The sequence below is a fragment of the Pseudomonas sp. PDM13 genome (assembly GCF_025685765.1).
Taxonomy (GTDB): domain Bacteria; phylum Pseudomonadota; class Gammaproteobacteria; order Pseudomonadales; family Pseudomonadaceae; genus Metapseudomonas; species Metapseudomonas solani.
The window spans coordinates 1-16,938 of sequence record NZ_JAOTQU010000021.1 but is presented as its reverse complement, the minus strand read 5'-3'; the positions used below and the strand labels follow the sequence as shown (position 1 = coordinate 16,938).

Below are 16,938 nucleotides of genomic sequence, written 5' to 3'. Positions count from 1 at the left end.
ACCAGAGCCAAAGAAGGCCTTATCAGTCATTAAAATGACCGAATGCAATGACTCTGGTCATCTTTAGAGTAGTTTCTCTAAACAGCGTGCAGAAGGCGTCGCAGAGGGATCGCAGCGCATCCGCCGGCCCTCGCGGGCCGGGGATGGGGGGAAGGGTCAGGCGATGTCGCGCAGTTCGCGACGGAGGATCTTGCCGACCGGCGTCATCGGCAGGGCATCCTTGAGGACGATGTGCTTGGGCACCTTGTAGCCGGTGAAGTTGGCCTTGCAGTAGGCCTTCAGCTCGTCGACGCTGAGGCCGCCCTCGCGGGCCACGACGAACAGCTTCACCGCCTCGCCGGACTTGTCGTCCGGCACGCCGATGGCGGCGCAGCTGGCCACCTTCGGGTGGGCCATGACCACGTCCTCGATCTCGTTAGGGTAGACGTTGAAGCCGGAGACGATGATCAGGTCCTTCTTGCGGTCGACGATGCGCACGTAGCCGTCCGGGTCGATCACCGCGATGTCGCCGGTCTTCAGCCAGCCTTCGGCGTCGAGCACCTCGGCGGTGGCCTCCTCGCGCTGCCAGTAGCCCTTCATCACCTGCGGGCCCTTGATACACAGCTCGCCGCGCTCGCCCAGGGGCAGCTCGGCGCCGTCGTCATCGATCACCTTGAAGGCGGTGCCCGGTACCGGGATGCCCACGGTGCCCAGGCGCGCCAGGGTGCCGTAGGGGTTGGTGCTGGCCACCGGGGAGGTTTCGGTGAGGCCGTAGCCCTCCACCACCGAGCAGCCGGTCATGGCCTGCCAGCGTTCGGCGGTGGCCTTCACCAGGGCGGTGCCGCCGGAGTTGGTGACCTTGAGGTTGGAGAAGTCCAGGTCCTTGAACTCGGGGTGGTCCATCAGCGCGACGAACAGGGTGTTGAGGCCCAGCAGCGCGGAGAAGCGCCACTTCTTCAGTTCCTTGACGAAGCCGGGGATGTCGCGCGGGTTGGTGATCAGCACGTTGTGGTTGCCGTTGACCATCATGCACATGCAGTTCGCGGTGAAGGCATAGATGTGATAGAGCGGCAGCGGCGCGATCATGATCTCCTGGCCCTGCTTCATCAGCGGCTGGCCGTCCGGGCCGAGCTGCGACAGGCAGGCGTCCACCTGCTGCATGTTGGCCACCAGGTTGCCGTGGGTGAGCATCGCGCCCTTGGCCACGCCCGTGGTGCCGCCGGTGTACTGCAGCACGGCGATGTCGTCCAGGCTCACCTTCACCGGTTTCAGCGCATGGCCCTGGCCCTGCTTCAGCGCGGCCTTGAAGGACACCGCCTGGGGCAGGTGGAAGTCGGGGACCATCTTCTTGACCTTCTTCACCACGGTGTTGACCAGCCAGCCCTTGAGGCTCGGCAGCATGTCACCCATGCGCGCTTCGATCAGGTAGTCGATTTCGGTGTCCGGCAGCACTTCCTGCACCAGCTTGCCGAACAGGTTGACGTAGACCAGTGCCCGCACGCCGGCGTCCTTGAACTGGTGGCGCATCTCGCGGGCGGTGTACAGCGGGTTGGTGTTGACCACGATGAGCCCGGCGCGCAGGGCGCCGAACACGGCGATCGGGTACTGCAGCACGTTGGGCATCTGCACCGCGATGCGGTCGCCCGGCTTGAGGTCGGTGTGCTTCTGCAGGTACGCGGCGAAGGCGCCGGAGAGGCGGTCCAGCTCGGCGTAGGTCAGGGTGACGCCGAGATTGCTGAAGGCCGGTCGGTCGGCGAATTTCTTGCAGGAACGTTCGAAGACCTCGATCACCGAGCGATAGGCGGTCAGGTCGATCTGGTCGGGTACGCCAGCAGGGCGTTTGTCGCTCCAGAAATCAGGTTGCATTGTTCTTATCCTCTTTGCCCTGAATGTGTCTGGCCCGCGTGCGGGACTGCCCGGAAATTAGCAGGTCCGCACCCGTACGCAAATACTCGGGAGCGCGTCATAGACAGTGTGAATCTTGCCGCAATGGCCCACGCCTGAGCGGCCCGATGCCCCTTCCCTGCGCCCTGCCCGTACGGTCCCAGCGGGAACCGTGCGGTCAGCCACCCGGTGAGCTTTGCGCCGCCGGGCCGCCCGTGCACAATGCGTCGATACCCAACGCCACAAGGATTGGCCATGCACCACGATGCTTTCTGGCTCACCGCCAGCGACGGCGCCTCACTGCACGTCAACCGCTGGAGCGGCGACGCCCAGCCCCGGGCCGTGGTGATGGTCGCCCACGGCATGGCCGAGCACGGCGGCCGCTACGCACGCCTGGGCCAGGCCCTGGTGGCAGCGGGCCTGGAGCTCTACGTGCATGACCAGCGCGGCCACGGCCGCACCGCCCAGCACGGCATCCTCGGGCTGTATGCCGAGCACGACGGCTGGAACAAGGTGATCGGCGACCTGGCCAGCCTCAACCACCACATCCGCCAGCAACACCCGCAAGCGCCGATCTTCCTCCTCGGCCACAGCATGGGCAGCTACATCGGCCAGGCCTACCTGATGCAGCACAGCTGCAGCCTGCAGGGGGCGATCCTCTCGGGTTCCAACTACCAGCCGGTGTCGCTGTACCGCAGCGGCGCCCTGGTGGCCCGCCTGGAGCGCTGGCGCCAGGGTGCCAACGGCCGCAGCGCGCTGATCGAGTTCCTCTCCTTCGGCTCGTTCAACAAGGCCTTCAAGCCCAACCGCACCGCCTTCGACTGGCTCAGCCGCGACCCGGACGAAGTGGACAAGTACGTCAACGACCCGCTGTGCGGCTTCCGCTGCACCAACCAGTTGTGGCTCGACCTGCTCGGCGGGCTTCAGAACATCACCCCGGTCAAGCACCTGGCGCAGATCGACCCCGACCTGCCGCTGCTGGTGGTGGGCGGCGCACGCGACCCGGTCAGCGACGGCCGCCGCCTGGACGACCTCGCCCGCGCCCTGCGCGAGGCCGGGATCAAGGACGTGCAACTGAAAATCTACCCGGACGCCCGCCACGAGCTGCTCAACGAGACCAACCGTGACGAGGTGACGGCCCACCTGCTCGACTGGCTGGAGCATGCCCTTGCCCACAGTCGCTACTGCCAACCGAACAAGGACACCCCATGACCCAGGTAACCAACTTCACCTACGACGCCCTCGAAGTCGGCCAGAAGGCCAGCTACGCCAAGACCGTGGAAGAGCGTGACATCCAGCTGTTCGCCGCCCTCTCCGGCGACCGCAACCCGGTGCACCTGGACGCCGAGTACGCGGCCGGCACGATCTTCAAGGAGCGCATCGCCCACGGCATGTTCAGCGGCGCCCTGATCAGCGCGGCCATCGCCTGCGAGCTGCCCGGCCCGGGCACCATCTACCTCGGCCAGCAACTGAAGTTCACCCGCCCGGTGAAGCTCGGCGACGCCCTGACCGTGGAACTGGAAATCCTCGAGAAGCTGCCGAAGAACCGCGTGCGCATCGCCACCCGCGTGTTCAACCAGAACGCCGAACAGGTGGTGGACGGCGAGGCAGAAGTCCTCGCGCCCAAGCAGTCCCTCGCCATCGAACTGCCGGAGCTGCCGCCGATCACCATCGGCTGAGCCCCGCAGGCGTGATGAAAAGCCCGGCAATTGCCGGGCTTTTTCGTTGGGTCTTTCCGCGTGGCCGGAGAGTCTCGGGCCCAGTAGATTGCCGAGCATCGCTGGTACTTTTGGTTTCGCCCACCCGGGCGAGTCCCTTTTCCAATCGTTGAAAAGGAACCAAAAAACTCGCCCCCGACATACGGGTCTGGCTGTCGCCAGACTTCCCTCACTCCATCGCTGCTCCGGGGGCCGGCGCGAAGGGCCATCCATGGCCAGTCGCGCCTCTCGCGGCATCCATGCCACTCGTCCCCCTGCGCAACGACTGCGTTCGGCCTCCTGAAAGGGGGCATTTGGCGGATGCTTCAACTTCGGTGCCCCGCACCTCATATTGATGTGCGCATCAGCACTCGTAGGTACCACGAGCGATAGCTTTCGTAGGGCGGGTCAGGTGGTGACGAGGCCCAACGTCTCCCCGTATCGATCCGCACCCGACTTCCCAACGGTGCTTGAATTCCACTCGGAGCTGCCGAAGAATCGGGGCTCATCACCTCAACAGGGATAACCGAAGGCCACGCGCCCGAAACCTGCCCACCGGGAATTTCGGATCGCCATGGATCTTCGCCTCGCCCTGCTCGCCTTTACCGCCTTCGCCGTCGGCCTCGACGAGAACATCGTCGTCGGCATCCTGCCGCAGCTCGCCCGTGACCTCGGCGTGGAAGTGGCCGCCGCCGGCCAGCTCACCAGCCTGTTTTCCCTCACCCTGGCCATCGCCGCGCCGCTGCTGTGGTGGGCGACCCGTGCCCTGGAGCGGCGGCGCCTGCTGTGCCTGGCGCTGCTGGGTTTCGCCCTGGCCAACCTGCTGGCGGCCCTGAGCCCCGGCTACGCCACCCTGGCCTTGACACGGGTGGCCATGGCCGCCTGCTGCGGGCTGATCCTGGTGCTGGCCACCACCCAGGCGACACGCATCGCCGCGCCGGAATTCCGGGGGCGCGCCATCGGCCTGGTGTTCATGGGCGTCAGTGCCGCGCTGGTGCTGGGGGTGCCCCTGGGCATCCTGGTCAGCGACGCCTTCGGCTGGCGCTGGGTGTTCGCCGGCATCGGCCTGTACTCCCTGCCCCTGGCCTGGCTGCTGCACCGCCTGCTGCCCACCGGCCACGCCGACGCCCTCCCCGGCTGGAGCGCCTGGCGCCTGCAACTCGGCCACCCGGCCCTGGCGCTGGGGCACGGCGTTTCGGTGCTGATGATCGGCGGGCACTTCTGCCTGTTCGCCTTCCTCGGCCCCTGGCTGCTGGCCACCGGGCAGGCCAGCGGTGCCGGTGACAGCGGCTTGATGTTCCTGCTGTTCGGCGTGGCCGCGGTGAGCGGTGGCTGGCTCGGCGGGCTGCTGGTGGACCGGGTGGCCCCGCAACGGGCGTTGGTGGGCGTGCCCGGCCTGTTCCTGCTGGCCCTCGCCAGCCTGGCCCTGGCCGTGGGCGGCCCGCTGTCGGTGCCGCTGCTGATGGCCTGGAGTGCGCTGAGCTGGATGATCTCGCCGGTGGTGCAGAGCTACCTGCTGGCCCGCCACCCGCAGAGCGCCGAAGCGGCGGTAGCGGTGAACAGCTCGGCGATGCACCTGGGCGTGGCCCTCGGCGGCGCGGTGGGGGGCCTGGCCGCGCACCGCGACCTGCTGCTGACGCCCTGGGTCGGCTGCCTGCTGGTGGCCGCCGCCCTGGCCTGCGCGCTGCTGGCGCGACGGGCGCCGCAGGTCATTCCTGGATGATGGTTTCATCCCCAACGGTGACGCTGGCGGTCATCCCGGCGCTGAGCTGGATGTCGTCCGGCACCGGGTCGAGCTTGATCCGCACCGGAATGCGCTGGGCCAGGCGCACCCAGTTGAAGGTGGGTTCGACGTTGGCCAGCAACTGGCCGTCGGGGCTGGCGTTGCGGTCGGTAATGCCGCGGCTGATGCTCTCCACCGTGCCGGTCAGGGCACGGCCTGCGCTCATCAGCCAGATCTTCACCGGTGCGCCGACCTTGATCCCCGGCAGCTTGGTTTCCTCGAAATAGGCCTGCACATAGAAGGAGGCGTCATCCACCAGCGCCATTACCGGCTGGCCGGCGTTGGCGTAGTTGCCCTGGGCCAGGCGCAGGTTGGTGACCTGCCCGCTGCGCGGCGCGCGCACCTCGCTGCGGGCCAGGTTGAGTTCGGCGACCTTCACGTCGGCCTGGGCCTGGCGGTACTCGCCCCGGGCGATGTCGGCGGTGATCTGCGCATTCTCCTTCAACTCGGCGCTGATCGCCTGGGGCCCCAGGTGGGCACGGCGCGAAGCCTCGTGTTCACGCAGGCGCAGTTGCTGCTGGCGGGTGTCGGCCACGGCGTGGGCCTTTTCCAGCGCGGCCTGGTAGCGCTCGCGGTCGACGCTGAGCAGCAGGTCGCCGGCCTTCACCTGCTGGTTGTCGTGGACCTTGAGGTCGACGACCCAGCCGGAGACGTCCGGCGAGATCACCACCACCTCGGCGCGGATGCGCGCATCGCGCGTCCAGGGCGAGAGCATGTAGTGCTGCCAGAGGCTCCAGCCGCCGACGAGGGCAGCGGCGACCAAGGCCAGGGTGATAACGATACGCAGGGTGGAACGCATGGGTTTCTCCTTCACCAGTGCCCGAACCAGGCGACCAGCAACGACAGGACACAGACATACAGGGCACAGTCGAACAACGCTTCGTGCCAGATCCAGCGCGCCATGCCGACACGCTGCAGGGCCAGGCGCAACACGCCCGTCACCAGCAGCGCCGCCAGCGCATACATCAGAATGGGGCTCAGCAACACGCCGCCCAGGGACCACTCACGCAAGCCCATGGCTCGCCTCCTGTTGTTCACACCATTGGCGCCAGCTCTGCCGCAGCTGCAGCAGGGCCGCCTGGGCCAGGCGCCGGTCGATGCTGCTGCCGGCCTGGCGCAGCGCCTGGATCAGTTGTTCCGAAGGCTCGTCCATCGCCCCCGCCAGGGAGGCGGCGGGACCGCGCTCCAGCAGGGGCTCGATGCTGCGCAGGAAGCGCGCCTCGGAGGCTTCGATGGAGCGCTCGCCGGCGGCCAGGCAACGGCGCAGGTGCAGCAGTTCGTCGCCGATATCGAGGCTGGTGATGCCATCGTCCCAGCGGTTGCGCGATTGGCTGGGCAACGCCGGGTAGTGCCGCGCCAGTTGCAGCAGGCGGTCGGCCATGCGCCCGCCGAACCAGTTCTCGGCGCCCACCAGCGCTCGGTGGGTGAGGCGGCCCAGGTCATGGAAGGTGGCCTTGAGCAGGCGCCGCCCGTGCCAGCCCGGGTTGGTGAGCACGATGACGCGGAACACCAGCACTGCGAAGCCGACGCCCAGGAGGATGGCGATGGCCTCGTTGAGGAACAGTGCCACGTCGAAATGCATGGTGTTCTGCGGCGCGCAAAGCACGATGAAGTGCAGGCAGAAGGAGGTCGAGGTCGCCCCCAGCGCCGGCTTGGCCATACCCAGGGCGCCGAAGAACAGCGGCACGCCGAGGGCCATGCAGAGCAACGGGAAGCCGCTCATCTGCGGCAGCACCACCTGGCCGATGAAGAAGGCCACCGGCAGCGCGTAGAGGATGCCGCGCAGGAACATGAAGCCGATCTGCTCGGCGTTCTCGCGGCTGGCGAACAGGCTGCAGACCACACAAGTGAGGGTCAGCGCACCCACCGAGGAAGTCCAGGCGGTGGCCAGCCAGAACGACGCCAGGCCGATGAAGGCCACGCTGCTGCGCAGGCCGTAGAGCAGCGCGGTGGGCAGGTCGCGGTGCCAGGACAGCGGCGCCCCGGCATCGTCCGGCGCCTCGCCACGTTCCACCGCACCCAGGGCCGCAGCGGCGGCACGCATCTGCCGCAGCATCACCGCCAGGCGGCCCAGACAGTATTGCTGCACGGGCACCAGGCCGTCGGCTTCGGCGGCGTCCAGCAGGCGCTGGCCCAGGGCTTCGGAGGCCGCGTCATCGGGCTCGGCGAGCAGCCGCTGCACCTCCTCCATCCAGGGCGCCAGGCGTTCGGCCTCCCCCGCTGATAGCTGCCGCCACTGCCGCGCCACGCCCCGGGCCAGGCGCAGCAGGCTGAGCAGGTCGCGGCTGAGCACACGCAGGGCGGCGGCACGCTGGCGGCCACGGTTGCCTTCGAACCAGGCGTGCTCGCGCTGGGCGTCCACGGCGACGATGCGCCCCAGTACCCCGAGCAGGCCCTGGCGCTCATGGGGTTCGCCGCGCAGGGCCGAGCGCGCGGCGGCGATGCCGGCGTTCCAGGCATCCCCGGCCTGGCGCGCCAGTTGGCGTTCCACCCGCTGCGGCCACACCAGCGCACTGACGGCGGTGGCGCAGATGATGCCGAGGCAGATCTCGGTGCAGCGCGCCACCGCCTGGTCGAACACGGTGAGCGGGTGGGCGATGGCCGGCAGGCCGATGATCGCCACCGTGTAACCCGCCAGCACGAATGAATAGGACCAGGCGCTGCGCAGCATGGTCGAGGCGGCGGTGCACAGCCCCAGCCAGGTGGCCAGGGCGAGGATGAACAGCCAGGGCGTCTGCGCGAACAGGGCCATCGCCACCACCGCCATCACGGTACCGACCAGGGTGCCGAGCAACCGCGCCAGGCCCTTCTGCACCACCATGCCGGACAGCGGCTGGGCGACGATGAAGGCCGTCATCAGGGCCCACTGCGGTTGCTCCAGGCCGAAACGCAGCGCACACCAGAGCGCCAGCCCCCCACCCAGGAGGGTCTTGATGGCGAACTGGAGAGCCGGGATGTCGGGGGCGACGAACGCCCGCAGAGAATCGCGCACGCGCAGAACCTTGAAGGAAATTGCCAGAAGGATAGGCCGCTTCGGCCGGTGATGAATTCAACGACGACAATTATTAGCAAGCTATCTAATTGCCGTCCAGCAGATCGTAGAACTGCCCATTGAAAATTAATTAAATGAGTATTTAAATAATTTCATCGCCTCCCAGGACAGCCCCATGACCACTCCCCGCGCCCCCGGCCGCCCCAGCGGTGAAGCCCAGCAGCGTGAACGCCTGCTGGACACCGCCTGCGACGCCTTCGCCCACCAGGGCATCAATGCCAGCAGCCTGCGCGGCATCGCCCAGAGCACCGGGGTGACGCCGGCGATGGTCAACTACTACTTCGGCAACAAGCAGCGCCTGGTGGATGCGGTGGTGGAGGAGCGCTTCCTGCCCTTGATCCGCGCCCTGGCCGCGCGCCTGCAGGAGGCTGGCGACGATCCCCTGGAGCTGGTGCGCCTGTTCGTGCGCGGCATCAGCGCCACGGTGGAAGAGCACCCCTGGATTCCACCGCTGTGGGTGCGCGAGATCCTCTGCGAAGGCGGTGTGCTGCGCGGGCAGCTGCCCCAGCGCATCGCCCCGCTGATTCCGGTGCTGCTGGCCCAGCGCTTCGCCGCCGCCCAGGCCCGCGGCGCCCTCAACAAGGACCTCGACCCGCGCCTGCTGGTGGTCTCGCTGATCGGCCTGACCATGCTGCCCCACGCGGCAGCACCGCTCTGGCGCGGCATCTTCGCCAACCCGGAAATCGGCAACGACGCCCTGGTCAACCACACCCTGGCCCTACTCGAACGCGGCCTGGAGGTATCGCCATGACCGCCCGCACCTTCATTCCCGGCCTGCTTTGCCTGGCCCTGCTGGGCGGTTGCGACCGTCGCGACAGCGAACCGCTGCTCGGCACCCTGGAGTGGGACCGTATCGGCGTGCCCGCCGAGGCCTCGGAAACCATCCTCGACTGGAAGGTGGCCGAAGGCGATTCGGTACAGGCCGGGCAACTGCTGCTGGAGCTGGACCCGCGTCGCCTCGACGCCCGCCTGGACCAGGCACGGGGCCAGGTGGCCCAGGCCCAGGCGCGCCTGGATGAGCTGAGCAACGGCGCCCGCCAGGAAAGCATCGACGCCGCCCGCGCCACCCTGGTGCGCAACCGCGCCGATGCCACCGAAGCCGGGCGCAACTACCAGCGGGTCGCCGCCCTCTATGCACGGGGCCAGGTGGCCATCGCCGAACGTGACCGCGCCCGCGCCAGCCGCGACCAGGCCGATGCCGCAGTGAAGAACGCCGATGCGCAGCTGCGCGAACTCACCAACGGCACCCGCCCGGAACAACTGGCCCAGGCCGATGCCGAGCTGCAGACGGCCCGTGCCGAGCTGGCGCGCCTGCAGGTGGACCGCGAGCACCTGGACATACGCGCACCCCGCGCCGGCCGGGTCGATGCCCTGCCCTTCCGCCCCGGTGACCAGCCACCGGCGAATGCCGAGGTGGCCAGCCTGCTGGTGGGCGAGACGCCCTATGCGCGGCTGTTCATCCCCGCGCCGCTGCGCTCGCGCATCGCCATCGGCGACCGCCTGCAGGTGGGCATCGAGGGCGTCGACGGCCTGTTCAGCGGGCGGGTGCGCAGCATCGCCAGCGAGGCCAGTTTCACCCCCTACTACGCCCTGACCGGCAGCGACGCCAGCCGCCTGGTGTACCGCGCCGAACTGGTGCTGGAAGGCGAACTCGCCGCGCGCCTGCCCGCCGGCCTGCCGCTGCACGCGGAGCGCCCGGGCGATGAGTGACGGCGAGGCGGTGATCCGCGCGCGCGGCCTGACCAAGCGCTTCGGCCAGCTGGCGGCGGTGGACGGGCTCAACCTCCAGGTGAACCGCGCCGAGGTGTTCGGCTTCCTCGGTCCCAACGGCTGCGGCAAGTCCACCACCATCCGCATGCTCTGCGGCCTGCTGCTGCCCAGCGAAGGCGAGATCGAGGTGCTCGGCTGCCAGATTCCCCGCGACGCCGAGGCGCTGAAGCGGCGTATCGGCTACATGACGCAGAAGTTCTCCCTCTACGAAGACCTGACCATCGGCGAAAACCTGGAATTCCTCGCCGCCGTACAAGGCCTGCCCCGCAGCGAAGGGCGCCAGCGCATCGATGAACTGCTGGAGCGCTACTGGCTGGCGGACCGCCGCAAGCAGCTCGCCGGTACCCTCAGCGGCGGCCAGAAGCAACGCCTGGCGCTGGCCGGCGCGGTGCTGCACAAGCCCGACCTGCTGCTGCTCGACGAGCCCACCAGCGCGGTGGACCCGCAATCGCGACGGGAATTCTGGGATTCGCTGTTCGAGCTGGCCGAGGCCGGCACCACGCTGCTGGTGTCCACCCACTACATGGACGAAGCCGAGCGCTGCACGCGCCTGGGCATCCTCGACGCCGGGCGCCTGGTGGCCGACGGCAGCCCGGCCGAGCTGATGGGCGCCCTGCCCGGCCACCCGCTGCTGATCGAATGCGCGCAGCCACGCCAGGCGCAACGGGCGCTGCAGGGGGCGGAAGAGGTGATCGCCATGGCCCAGATCGGCGCCTCGCTGCGGGTGCTCAGCGCCGAGGCCGACGCCCATGAACGCATCGCCCGGCGCCTGGCCGAGCAGGGTGTGGAGGCCGAGGTGAAGGAGACCGAGCCGAACCTGGAGGACGTCTTCGTCACCGTCACCCACCAGCCGCTGCAGAAGGCGGAGGCTGCGCGATGAACCTGCACCGCCTGGGCGCCATCGTCCTCAAGGAGCTGCGCCAGTTGCGCCGCGACCGCCTGACCTTCGCCATGATCGTCGGCATCCCCATCATGCAGCTGGTGCTGTTCGGCTACGCCATCAACATGGATGTGCGCGGCCTCGACGCCGCGGTGCTGGACCAGGCCAACACCGCCCGCTCCCGCGAGGCGGTGGCGGAGATCGGCTCCAGCCAGGTGGTGAACTTCCGCTACCACCTGGGCAGCCCCCAGGAGATCGACCAGTTGCTGCGTGCCGGGCGCATCAGCGCCGCGCTGGTGGTCCCCCGGGATTTCGAAGCGCGCGTCCAGCGCCAGGACCCGGAGCGCCCACCACTGCAACTGGTGGTGGATGGCTCCGACCAGGTGGTGCAGGCCTCGGCCCGGCAACTGGCGGGCTTCCCGCTGGAGGGCTGGCGCAGCAACCAGGCGATGTCGGTGGTGAACTTCTACAACCCCGAGCGCCTGGCACCGCTGAACACGGTGCCGGGGCTGATCGGGGTGATCCTGACCATGACCATGGTGCTGTTCACCGCCATCGCCCTGGTGCGCGAACGCGAGCGCGGCAACATGGAGATGCTGATCACCACGCCGGTCTCGCCCTGGGAGCTGACCATCGGCAAGGTGCTGCCCTTCGTCGGCATCGGCCTGGTGCAGGTGACGGTGATCCTCATCGTCGGCCTGCTGCTGTTCGAAGTGCCGGTGCGCGGTTCGCTGCTGGCGCTCTACGCGGCGGCGCTGCTGTTCATCTTCGCCAGCCTGACCCTGGGCGTGTTCATCTCCACCCTGGCACAGAGCCAGTTCCAGGCGATGCAGATGGCCTTCTTCACCTTCCTGCCGCAGATACTGCTGTCGGGCTTCATGTTCCCCTTCGCCGGCATGCCGCGCATCGCCCAGTGGATCGCCGAGGTGCTGCCGCTCACCCACTTCCTGCGCCTGGCGCGGGGCATCATGCTGCGCAGCGCCACGCTGGCCGAGTTGTGGATGGAGATGGCGGCGCTGGTGGCCTTCACCGCGGTGATGCTCGGCGTCGCCGTATCACGGGTGCACAAGCGGCTGGATTGAGAGGCGGGCCTGGGCCCTGTGCGGGTGGGGATTCCCGGGCTGAAGCCCGGGCTACGGGGGACCTCGCGGTTTCACACGTAGCCGTAGGAGCAAGAGCGCGCGCGGGTTTCACCCGCCCTACGTGAAGGTTTGGGCCATCACGGGGTAAAAATCGTGGACGAAAAAAAGGGCGACCGAAGTCGCCCGAGGTGCCTTGCGTGCCTGTGAACCTGGTGAACTCAAGCCTTCTTGTTGCGCTTGTGGGAGTCCTTCCAGATGAAATATCCGAACCCTCCAAGGAAGGCGACCATCAGACCTACGGTCCCGATACCGGCGAGAACCACTACATCGATGAACATTTGAGTGCCTCCTTCTCTTGTGGCGTTCCGTGTTTCGATGGGTCAAAGGTAAGCCCGCACCGGGAAGGGGAAATTGATCTGGATCAATAGGCGCAGAGCCCCACCGGCAAGGCCGTTGGGGAACTGATCCAGGTCAATTTAAAGGGGGGGTACAGCGGAGGGTTTCAGCGTTTTTTCGGCTTGCGCGGCTTTTTCGACTTGCCCAGGGGCATGGCCTGCTCGAAGGCGTTGCGCACATCGTTCAGGCGTTTCTCGTGCAGGTCATGGATGCGTTTGTCACGCTCGGCGCCGAAGTCGACCAGTTTCTCGTCATTGCTCATGAACGGATCCAGCGGAAGGTGAGATTCAGGCGAGGGTCGCAAGGGCTGCGGGTCTTCGCCACCTGATGCTGCCAATGATGCTGTGTCGGGCCGCTCATGACCAGCAGCGCGCCATGGCCGAGCTGCAATGAATGCTCGATGCGCCCACTGCCCTTACGACGCAGGTCGAAACGCCGAGTTCCGCCGAGGTTGAGCGAAGCGATAAGCGGGTCGCGGCCCAGCTCGGGCTCGTCGTCGCTGTGCCAGCCCATGGAATCCTGGCCGTCGCGGTAGTAGTTGAGCAGCGCACCGTTCAGCGGCTGGCCGACGGTCTGCTGCAGGCGCTCGCGGATCTGCGCCAGCAGCGGCGTCCAGGGCAGCGGCCGGTGCACCAGGCCGGAGTAGCGGTAGCCGGCCTCGGGGTCGCCGTACCAGGCAAGCAGGCGGGGCACCGGGTAGTCGCGGCCATGCAGGTGGACGCTGGGTTGCTCCCAGGGGGTTTCTTCGCGCAGCCGGGCCAGCCATTCGTCGGCTTCTTCGGCGGCCAGCCAGTGGGGTTCGTAACGCAGGTGGCCGTCGGGCAGGTCCAGGGGGATGTCGTCGAACAGGTCCACGGGGTCAACCGAGCAGGTGCGGGCAGGGGATCATGCGCGCCTCAGACTTCCACATCCACCCACAGCCCCTGGCGCGGGAGCTGCTCGATCACTTCTTCGTCGGCCTGCTCGACATCGCCCTCGGCGATCTCTTCGGCGGTGTAGCCACGGCGCTGGCGGCGGCGCTGCTCCTCGCGAAGCAGTTCCTCGGCCTCCTGGGGGTGGCGCCGGTCCAGGCCGATGGCGCTTTCCTCGGAGCCTTCCTTAGCCGGGGTGACGGGCGGAATGTCGGGGCGTGGCTTGATCACGTCCTGCTGGGCGGTCACGGGCACCAGGCTATGGGGTATAGGCGGCAACATGGTTTTGGCCCTCCTCTCATCAGCCTGTCGGCAGGGCGAGTCACTACTTTAGCGCCGCTCGCTACACTGCAACAGACATATGGAGCGCAAGTCCCGTCGCTCTTGGCACGGCGTTCCGTTAAACTTGCCGGCTTTTTTGCATGGTGGGAGAGACGCATGGCGCAGCAGTACCAACCGGGGCAACGCTGGATCAGTGACAGCGAAGCGGAACTGGGGCTCGGGACCATCCTGGCATCGGATGGACGCCTGCTTACAGTGCTCTACCCGGCCACGGGCGAAACCCGCCAGTACGCCTTGCGCAATGCGCCCCTGACCCGCGTGCGCTTCGCGCCGGGCGACGAGATCACCCACTTCGACGGCTGGAAACTGACCGTCCAGGAAGTCGACGACATCGACGGCCTGCTGGTCTATCACGGCCTCACCGCGCAGCACGAAGAACGCACCCTGCCGGAAACCCAGCTCTCCAACTTCATCCAGTTCCGCCTGGCCAGCGACCGCCTGTTCGCCGGGCAGATCGACCCGATGAACTGGTTCGGCCTGCGCTACCACACCCTGCAACACCAGAGCCGCCTGCTGCAGTCCTCCCTCTGGGGCCTGGGTGGCGCCCGCGCACAACCCATCGCCCACCAGCTGCACATCGCCCGTGAAGTGGCCGACCGCGTGGCCCCGCGCGTACTGCTGGCGGACGAAGTGGGCCTGGGCAAGACCATCGAGGCCGGCCTGGTGATTCATCGCCAGTTGCTCTCGGGCCGCGCCAACCGCGTGCTGATCCTGGTGCCGGAGAACCTCCAGCACCAATGGCTGGTGGAGATGCGCCGCCGCTTCAACCTGCAGGTCGCCCTGTTCGACGCCGAGCGCTTCCTCGAGAGCGACGCCAGCAACCCCTTCGAGGACGCGCAACTGGCGCTGGTCTCCCTGGAGTGGCTGAAGGACAGCGAGAAGGCCCAGGACGCCGCCTTCGCCGCCGGCTGGGACCTGCTGGTGGTGGACGAAGCCCACCACCTGGTCTGGCACCCGGAACAGGCCAGCGATGAATACCGCCTGGTGGAGCAACTGGCCGAGGTCATCCCCGGCGTGCTGCTGCTCACCGCCACCCCGGAACAGCTGGGCCAGGACAGCCACTTCGCCCGCCTGCGCCTGCTCGACCCGGCGCGCTTCCATGACCTGGAAGCCTTCCGCGCCGAAAGCGCCAACTACAAGCCGATCGCCGAAGCGGTGCAGGAGCTGCTGGACCAGGGCCGCCTGTCCCCCGGCGCCCACGCCACCATCTCCGGCTTCCTCGGTGCCGAGGGCGAAGCCCTGCTGGCCGCCGTCACCGATGGCGACAGCGAAGCCGCTGCGCGCCTGGTGCGCGAGCTGCTGGACCGCCACGGCACCGGCCGTCTTCTGTTCCGCAACACCCGCGCCGCAGTGCAAGGCTTCCCCGAGCGCAACCTGCACCCCTACCCGCTGCCGAGCCCCGTGGAATACATGGAGCTGCCGGTGGGCGAGCACCCCGACCTGTACCCGGAAGTCAGCTTCCAGGCGCAGCAGGAAAGCGGTGATGAAGCCGAGCGCTGGTGGCGCTTCGACCCCCGCGTCGAGTGGCTGATCGACACCCTGAAGATGCTCAAGAAGTTCAAGGTGCTGGTGATCTGCGCCCACGCCGAGACCGCCCTGGACCTGGAAGACGCCCTGCGCGTGCGCTCCGGCATCCCTGCCACCGTGTTCCACGAAGGCATGAGCATCCTCGAGCGCGACCGTGCGGCGGCCTACTTCGCCGACGAGGAGTTCGGCGCCCAAGTGCTGATCTGCTCCGAGATCGGCAGCGAAGGCCGCAACTTCCAGTTCTCCCATCACCTGGTGCTGTTCGACCTGCCGGCCCACCCGGACCTGCTGGAACAGCGCATCGGCCGTCTCGACCGTATCGGCCAGAAGCACACCATCCAGATGCACGTGCCCTACCTGGAAACCAGCCCGCAAGAGCGCCTGTTCCAGTGGTACAACCAGGCCCTCAACGCCTTCCTCGCCACCTGCCCCACCGGCAACGCCCTGCAGCACCAGTTCGGCCCGCGCCTGCTGCCGCTGCTGGACGGCGGTGACGACGAGCAATGGCAGGCCCTGGTGGACGAGGCCGAAGCCGAGCGCAAGCGCCTGGAAGGCGAACTGCACGCCGGCCGCGACCGCCTGCTGGAACTCAACTCCGGCGGCACCGGCGAAGGCCAGGCCCTGGTGGAAGCCATCCACGAGCAGGACGACGAGTTCGCCCTGCCCATCTATATGGAAGCGCTGTTCGACGCCTTCGGCATCGACAGCGAGGACCACTCCGAGAACGCCCTGGTGCTCAAGCCGGGCGAGAAGATGCTCGACGCCGGCTTCCCCCTGGGCGACGACGAAGGCGTGACCATCACCTACGACCGCAACCAGGCGCTGTCCCGCGAGGACATGCAGTTCCTCACCTGGGAACACCCCATGGTGCAGGGCGGCATGGACCTGGTGCTGTCCGGCTCCATGGGCAACACCTCGGTGGCGCTGATCAAGAACAAGGCGCTGAAACCCGGCACCGTGTTGCTGGAACTGCTCTACGTCAGCGAAGTGGTGGCACCCCGCTCCCTGCAGCTGGGCCGCTACCTGCCGCCGGCGGCGCTGCGCTGCCTGCTCGACGCCAACGGCAACGACCTGGCCAGCAAGGTCGCCTTCGACACCCTCAACGACCAGTTGGAAAGCGTGCCGCGCGGCAGCGCCAACAAGTTCGTCCAGGCCCAGCGCGATGTGCTCTCGGCCCAGATCCACGCCGCCGAAGCGAAGATCCGCCCGCGTCACGAAGCCCGCGTGGCCGATGCGGTGAAACGCCTGACCGCCGAGCTGGACGAGGAACTGGCGCGCATGATCGCCCTCAAGGCCGTCAACCCCAGCGTCCGCGACAGCGAGATCGACGCCCTGCGCAAGCAGCGTGACGACGGCCTGGCGCTGATGGAAAAAGCCGCCCTGCGCCTGGAGGCGATCCGCGTGCTGGTGGCGGGTTGATCGAGGTTCGCGGGAAACGAAAAAGCGCGCTTCGGCGCGCTTTTTCATGTGCAGCGGAAAAAAATTGCTCCGGTAGCCCGGGCTTCAGCCCGGGGGAGCTTCCTGAAATCAGATGTGGGCAGAGAGATCCGAGCCCAGCTGATTGCCGAGCTTTGCTGGTACTTCTGGTTTCGCCCACCCGGGCGAGTCCCTTTTAACAATCGCCTTAAAAGGAAC

The 16,938-nt window shown here is 67.8% G+C and carries 16 protein-coding genes; 8 read left to right on the top strand and 8 right to left on the bottom strand.

The window, feature by feature from the left end; translation table 11 throughout:
* Positions 1-156: 156 nt before the first annotated feature.
* Positions 157-1,845 (bottom strand): long-chain-fatty-acid--CoA ligase FadD2, encoded by a 1,689-nt coding sequence (gene fadD2 / locus OEJ36_RS20935; RefSeq protein ID WP_021219260.1) that lies wholly within the window; start codon positions 1,843-1,845, stop codon positions 157-159.
* 273 nt (positions 1,846-2,118) lie between these two features.
* Here fadD2 and OEJ36_RS20930 point away from each other — a divergent pair, with 273 nt between their 5' ends.
* The 3 genes from OEJ36_RS20930 (at position 2,119) to OEJ36_RS20920 (ending at position 5,283) form a co-directional block, all read left to right on the top strand.
* Complete coding sequence (locus OEJ36_RS20930) at positions 2,119-3,075, top strand: alpha/beta hydrolase (protein ID WP_021219259.1); 957 nt, start codon at positions 2,119-2,121, stop codon at positions 3,073-3,075.
* Entirely contained in the window at positions 3,072-3,542 is a 471-nt protein-coding gene (locus tag OEJ36_RS20925) for a MaoC family dehydratase (RefSeq protein ID WP_021219258.1), read from the top strand. The genes OEJ36_RS20930 and OEJ36_RS20925 overlap by 4 nt, the downstream gene beginning before the upstream one ends.
* 592 nt (positions 3,543-4,134) lie before the next feature.
* Positions 4,135-5,283: an MFS transporter gene (locus OEJ36_RS20920; protein ID WP_263403210.1), complete on the top strand. Its 1,149-nt coding sequence runs from the start codon at positions 4,135-4,137 to the stop codon at positions 5,281-5,283.
* Here the strand turns inward: OEJ36_RS20920 and OEJ36_RS20915 are convergent.
* Genes OEJ36_RS20915 through OEJ36_RS20905 form a run of 3 tightly spaced genes read right to left on the bottom strand, consistent with a single transcriptional unit; the run spans position 5,270 to position 8,335 of the window.
* Positions 5,270-6,142 carry an HlyD family secretion protein gene (locus tag OEJ36_RS20915; protein WP_263403209.1) on the bottom strand — a complete coding sequence of 291 codons (873 nt, stop codon included), beginning with the start codon at positions 6,140-6,142 and terminating at the stop codon, positions 5,270-5,272. The genes OEJ36_RS20920 and OEJ36_RS20915 overlap by 14 nt on opposite strands.
* Positions 6,143-6,153: 11 nt before the next feature.
* Positions 6,154-6,360, bottom strand: coding sequence for a DUF1656 domain-containing protein (locus OEJ36_RS20910; protein WP_043242766.1), 207 nt, complete (start codon positions 6,358-6,360; stop codon positions 6,154-6,156).
* Positions 6,347-8,335 carry an FUSC family protein gene (locus OEJ36_RS20905; protein WP_263403208.1) on the bottom strand — a complete coding sequence of 663 codons (1,989 nt, stop codon included), beginning with the start codon at positions 8,333-8,335 and terminating at the stop codon, positions 6,347-6,349. The genes OEJ36_RS20910 and OEJ36_RS20905 overlap by 14 nt, the downstream gene beginning before the upstream one ends.
* A 175-nt stretch (positions 8,336-8,510) precedes the next feature.
* On the opposite strand from OEJ36_RS20905, the gene OEJ36_RS20900 reads away from it, so the two are divergent.
* From OEJ36_RS20900 to OEJ36_RS20885, 4 genes are read left to right on the top strand one after another with little or no spacing between them, the layout of a single operon-like run.
* Positions 8,511-9,146 (top strand): TetR/AcrR family transcriptional regulator, encoded by a 636-nt coding sequence (locus OEJ36_RS20900; RefSeq protein WP_263403207.1) that lies wholly within the window; start codon positions 8,511-8,513, stop codon positions 9,144-9,146.
* Complete coding sequence (locus OEJ36_RS20895) at positions 9,143-10,105, top strand: HlyD family secretion protein (RefSeq protein ID WP_263403206.1); 963 nt, start codon at positions 9,143-9,145, stop codon at positions 10,103-10,105. Before OEJ36_RS20900 ends, OEJ36_RS20895 begins: the two co-directional genes overlap by 4 nt.
* Positions 10,098-11,045, top strand: a complete 948-nt coding sequence (locus OEJ36_RS20890; RefSeq protein WP_263403205.1) for an ABC transporter ATP-binding protein — start codon at positions 10,098-10,100, stop codon at positions 11,043-11,045. Before OEJ36_RS20895 ends, OEJ36_RS20890 begins: the two co-directional genes overlap by 8 nt.
* The gene (locus OEJ36_RS20885; protein WP_263403204.1) at positions 11,042-12,127 is read left to right on the top strand and encodes an ABC transporter permease; all 1,086 of its coding nucleotides are present in this window, start codon (positions 11,042-11,044) and stop codon (positions 12,125-12,127) included. Before OEJ36_RS20890 ends, OEJ36_RS20885 begins: the two co-directional genes overlap by 4 nt.
* 218 nt (positions 12,128-12,345) lie before the next feature.
* Here the strand turns inward: OEJ36_RS20885 and ccoM are convergent, their stop codons facing one another.
* The 4 genes from ccoM to OEJ36_RS20870 all read right to left on the bottom strand — a co-directional run bounded on the left by ccoM (position 12,346) and on the right by OEJ36_RS20870 (position 13,716).
* Positions 12,346-12,465, bottom strand: a complete 120-nt coding sequence (gene ccoM / locus OEJ36_RS30485) for a cytochrome c oxidase subunit CcoM (RefSeq protein ID WP_021219250.1) — start codon at positions 12,463-12,465, stop codon at positions 12,346-12,348.
* A gap of 164 nt (positions 12,466-12,629) precedes the next feature.
* On the bottom strand, positions 12,630-12,785 hold the full coding sequence (locus OEJ36_RS20880; RefSeq protein ID WP_021219249.1) for a hypothetical protein: 156 nt from the start codon (positions 12,783-12,785) through the stop codon (positions 12,630-12,632).
* On the bottom strand, positions 12,782-13,378 hold the full coding sequence (locus OEJ36_RS20875; protein ID WP_263403203.1) for an alpha-ketoglutarate-dependent dioxygenase AlkB family protein: 597 nt from the start codon (positions 13,376-13,378) through the stop codon (positions 12,782-12,784). Before OEJ36_RS20875 ends, OEJ36_RS20880 begins: the two co-directional genes overlap by 4 nt.
* 41 nt (positions 13,379-13,419) lie before the next feature.
* A complete protein-coding gene (locus tag OEJ36_RS20870; protein ID WP_263403202.1) occupies positions 13,420-13,716 on the bottom strand; it encodes an aspartate-semialdehyde dehydrogenase in 297 nt (98 codons plus the stop codon).
* Positions 13,717-13,872: 156 nt separating this feature from the next.
* Here OEJ36_RS20870 and rapA point away from each other — a divergent pair, with 156 nt between their 5' ends.
* The gene (gene rapA, locus OEJ36_RS20865) at positions 13,873-16,722 is read left to right on the top strand and encodes an RNA polymerase-associated protein RapA (RefSeq protein WP_263403201.1); all 2,850 of its coding nucleotides are present in this window, start codon (positions 13,873-13,875) and stop codon (positions 16,720-16,722) included.
* Positions 16,723-16,938: the final 216 nt, after the last annotated feature.

Bases quoted from the DNA above. Each gene is read 5' to 3' on its own strand.
- ccoM (WP_021219250.1), bottom strand. From the start codon at position 12,465: ATGTTCATCGATGTAGTGGTTCTCGCCGGTATCGGGACCGTAGGTCTG.
- OEJ36_RS20885 (WP_263403204.1), top strand. From the start codon at position 11,042: ATGAACCTGCACCGCCTGGGCGCCATCGTCCTCAAGGAGCTGCGCCAG.
- OEJ36_RS20890 (WP_263403205.1), top strand. From the start codon at position 10,098: ATGAGTGACGGCGAGGCGGTGATCCGCGCGCGCGGCCTGACCAAGCGC.
- fadD2 (WP_021219260.1), bottom strand. From the start codon at position 1,845: ATGCAACCTGATTTCTGGAGCGACAAACGCCCTGCTGGCGTACCCGAC.
- OEJ36_RS20930 (WP_021219259.1), top strand. From the start codon at position 2,119: ATGCACCACGATGCTTTCTGGCTCACCGCCAGCGACGGCGCCTCACTG.
- rapA (WP_263403201.1), top strand. From the start codon at position 13,873: ATGGCGCAGCAGTACCAACCGGGGCAACGCTGGATCAGTGACAGCGAA.
- OEJ36_RS20900 (WP_263403207.1), top strand. From the start codon at position 8,511: ATGACCACTCCCCGCGCCCCCGGCCGCCCCAGCGGTGAAGCCCAGCAG.
- OEJ36_RS20895 (WP_263403206.1), top strand. From the start codon at position 9,143: ATGACCGCCCGCACCTTCATTCCCGGCCTGCTTTGCCTGGCCCTGCTG.
- OEJ36_RS20925 (WP_021219258.1), top strand. From the start codon at position 3,072: ATGACCCAGGTAACCAACTTCACCTACGACGCCCTCGAAGTCGGCCAG.
- OEJ36_RS20920 (WP_263403210.1), top strand. From the start codon at position 4,135: ATGGATCTTCGCCTCGCCCTGCTCGCCTTTACCGCCTTCGCCGTCGGC.
- OEJ36_RS20880 (WP_021219249.1), bottom strand. From the start codon at position 12,785: ATGAGCAATGACGAGAAACTGGTCGACTTCGGCGCCGAGCGTGACAAA.
- OEJ36_RS20910 (WP_043242766.1), bottom strand. From the start codon at position 6,360: ATGGGCTTGCGTGAGTGGTCCCTGGGCGGCGTGTTGCTGAGCCCCATT.
- OEJ36_RS20870 (WP_263403202.1), bottom strand. From the start codon at position 13,716: ATGTTGCCGCCTATACCCCATAGCCTGGTGCCCGTGACCGCCCAGCAG.
- OEJ36_RS20915 (WP_263403209.1), bottom strand. From the start codon at position 6,142: ATGCGTTCCACCCTGCGTATCGTTATCACCCTGGCCTTGGTCGCCGCT.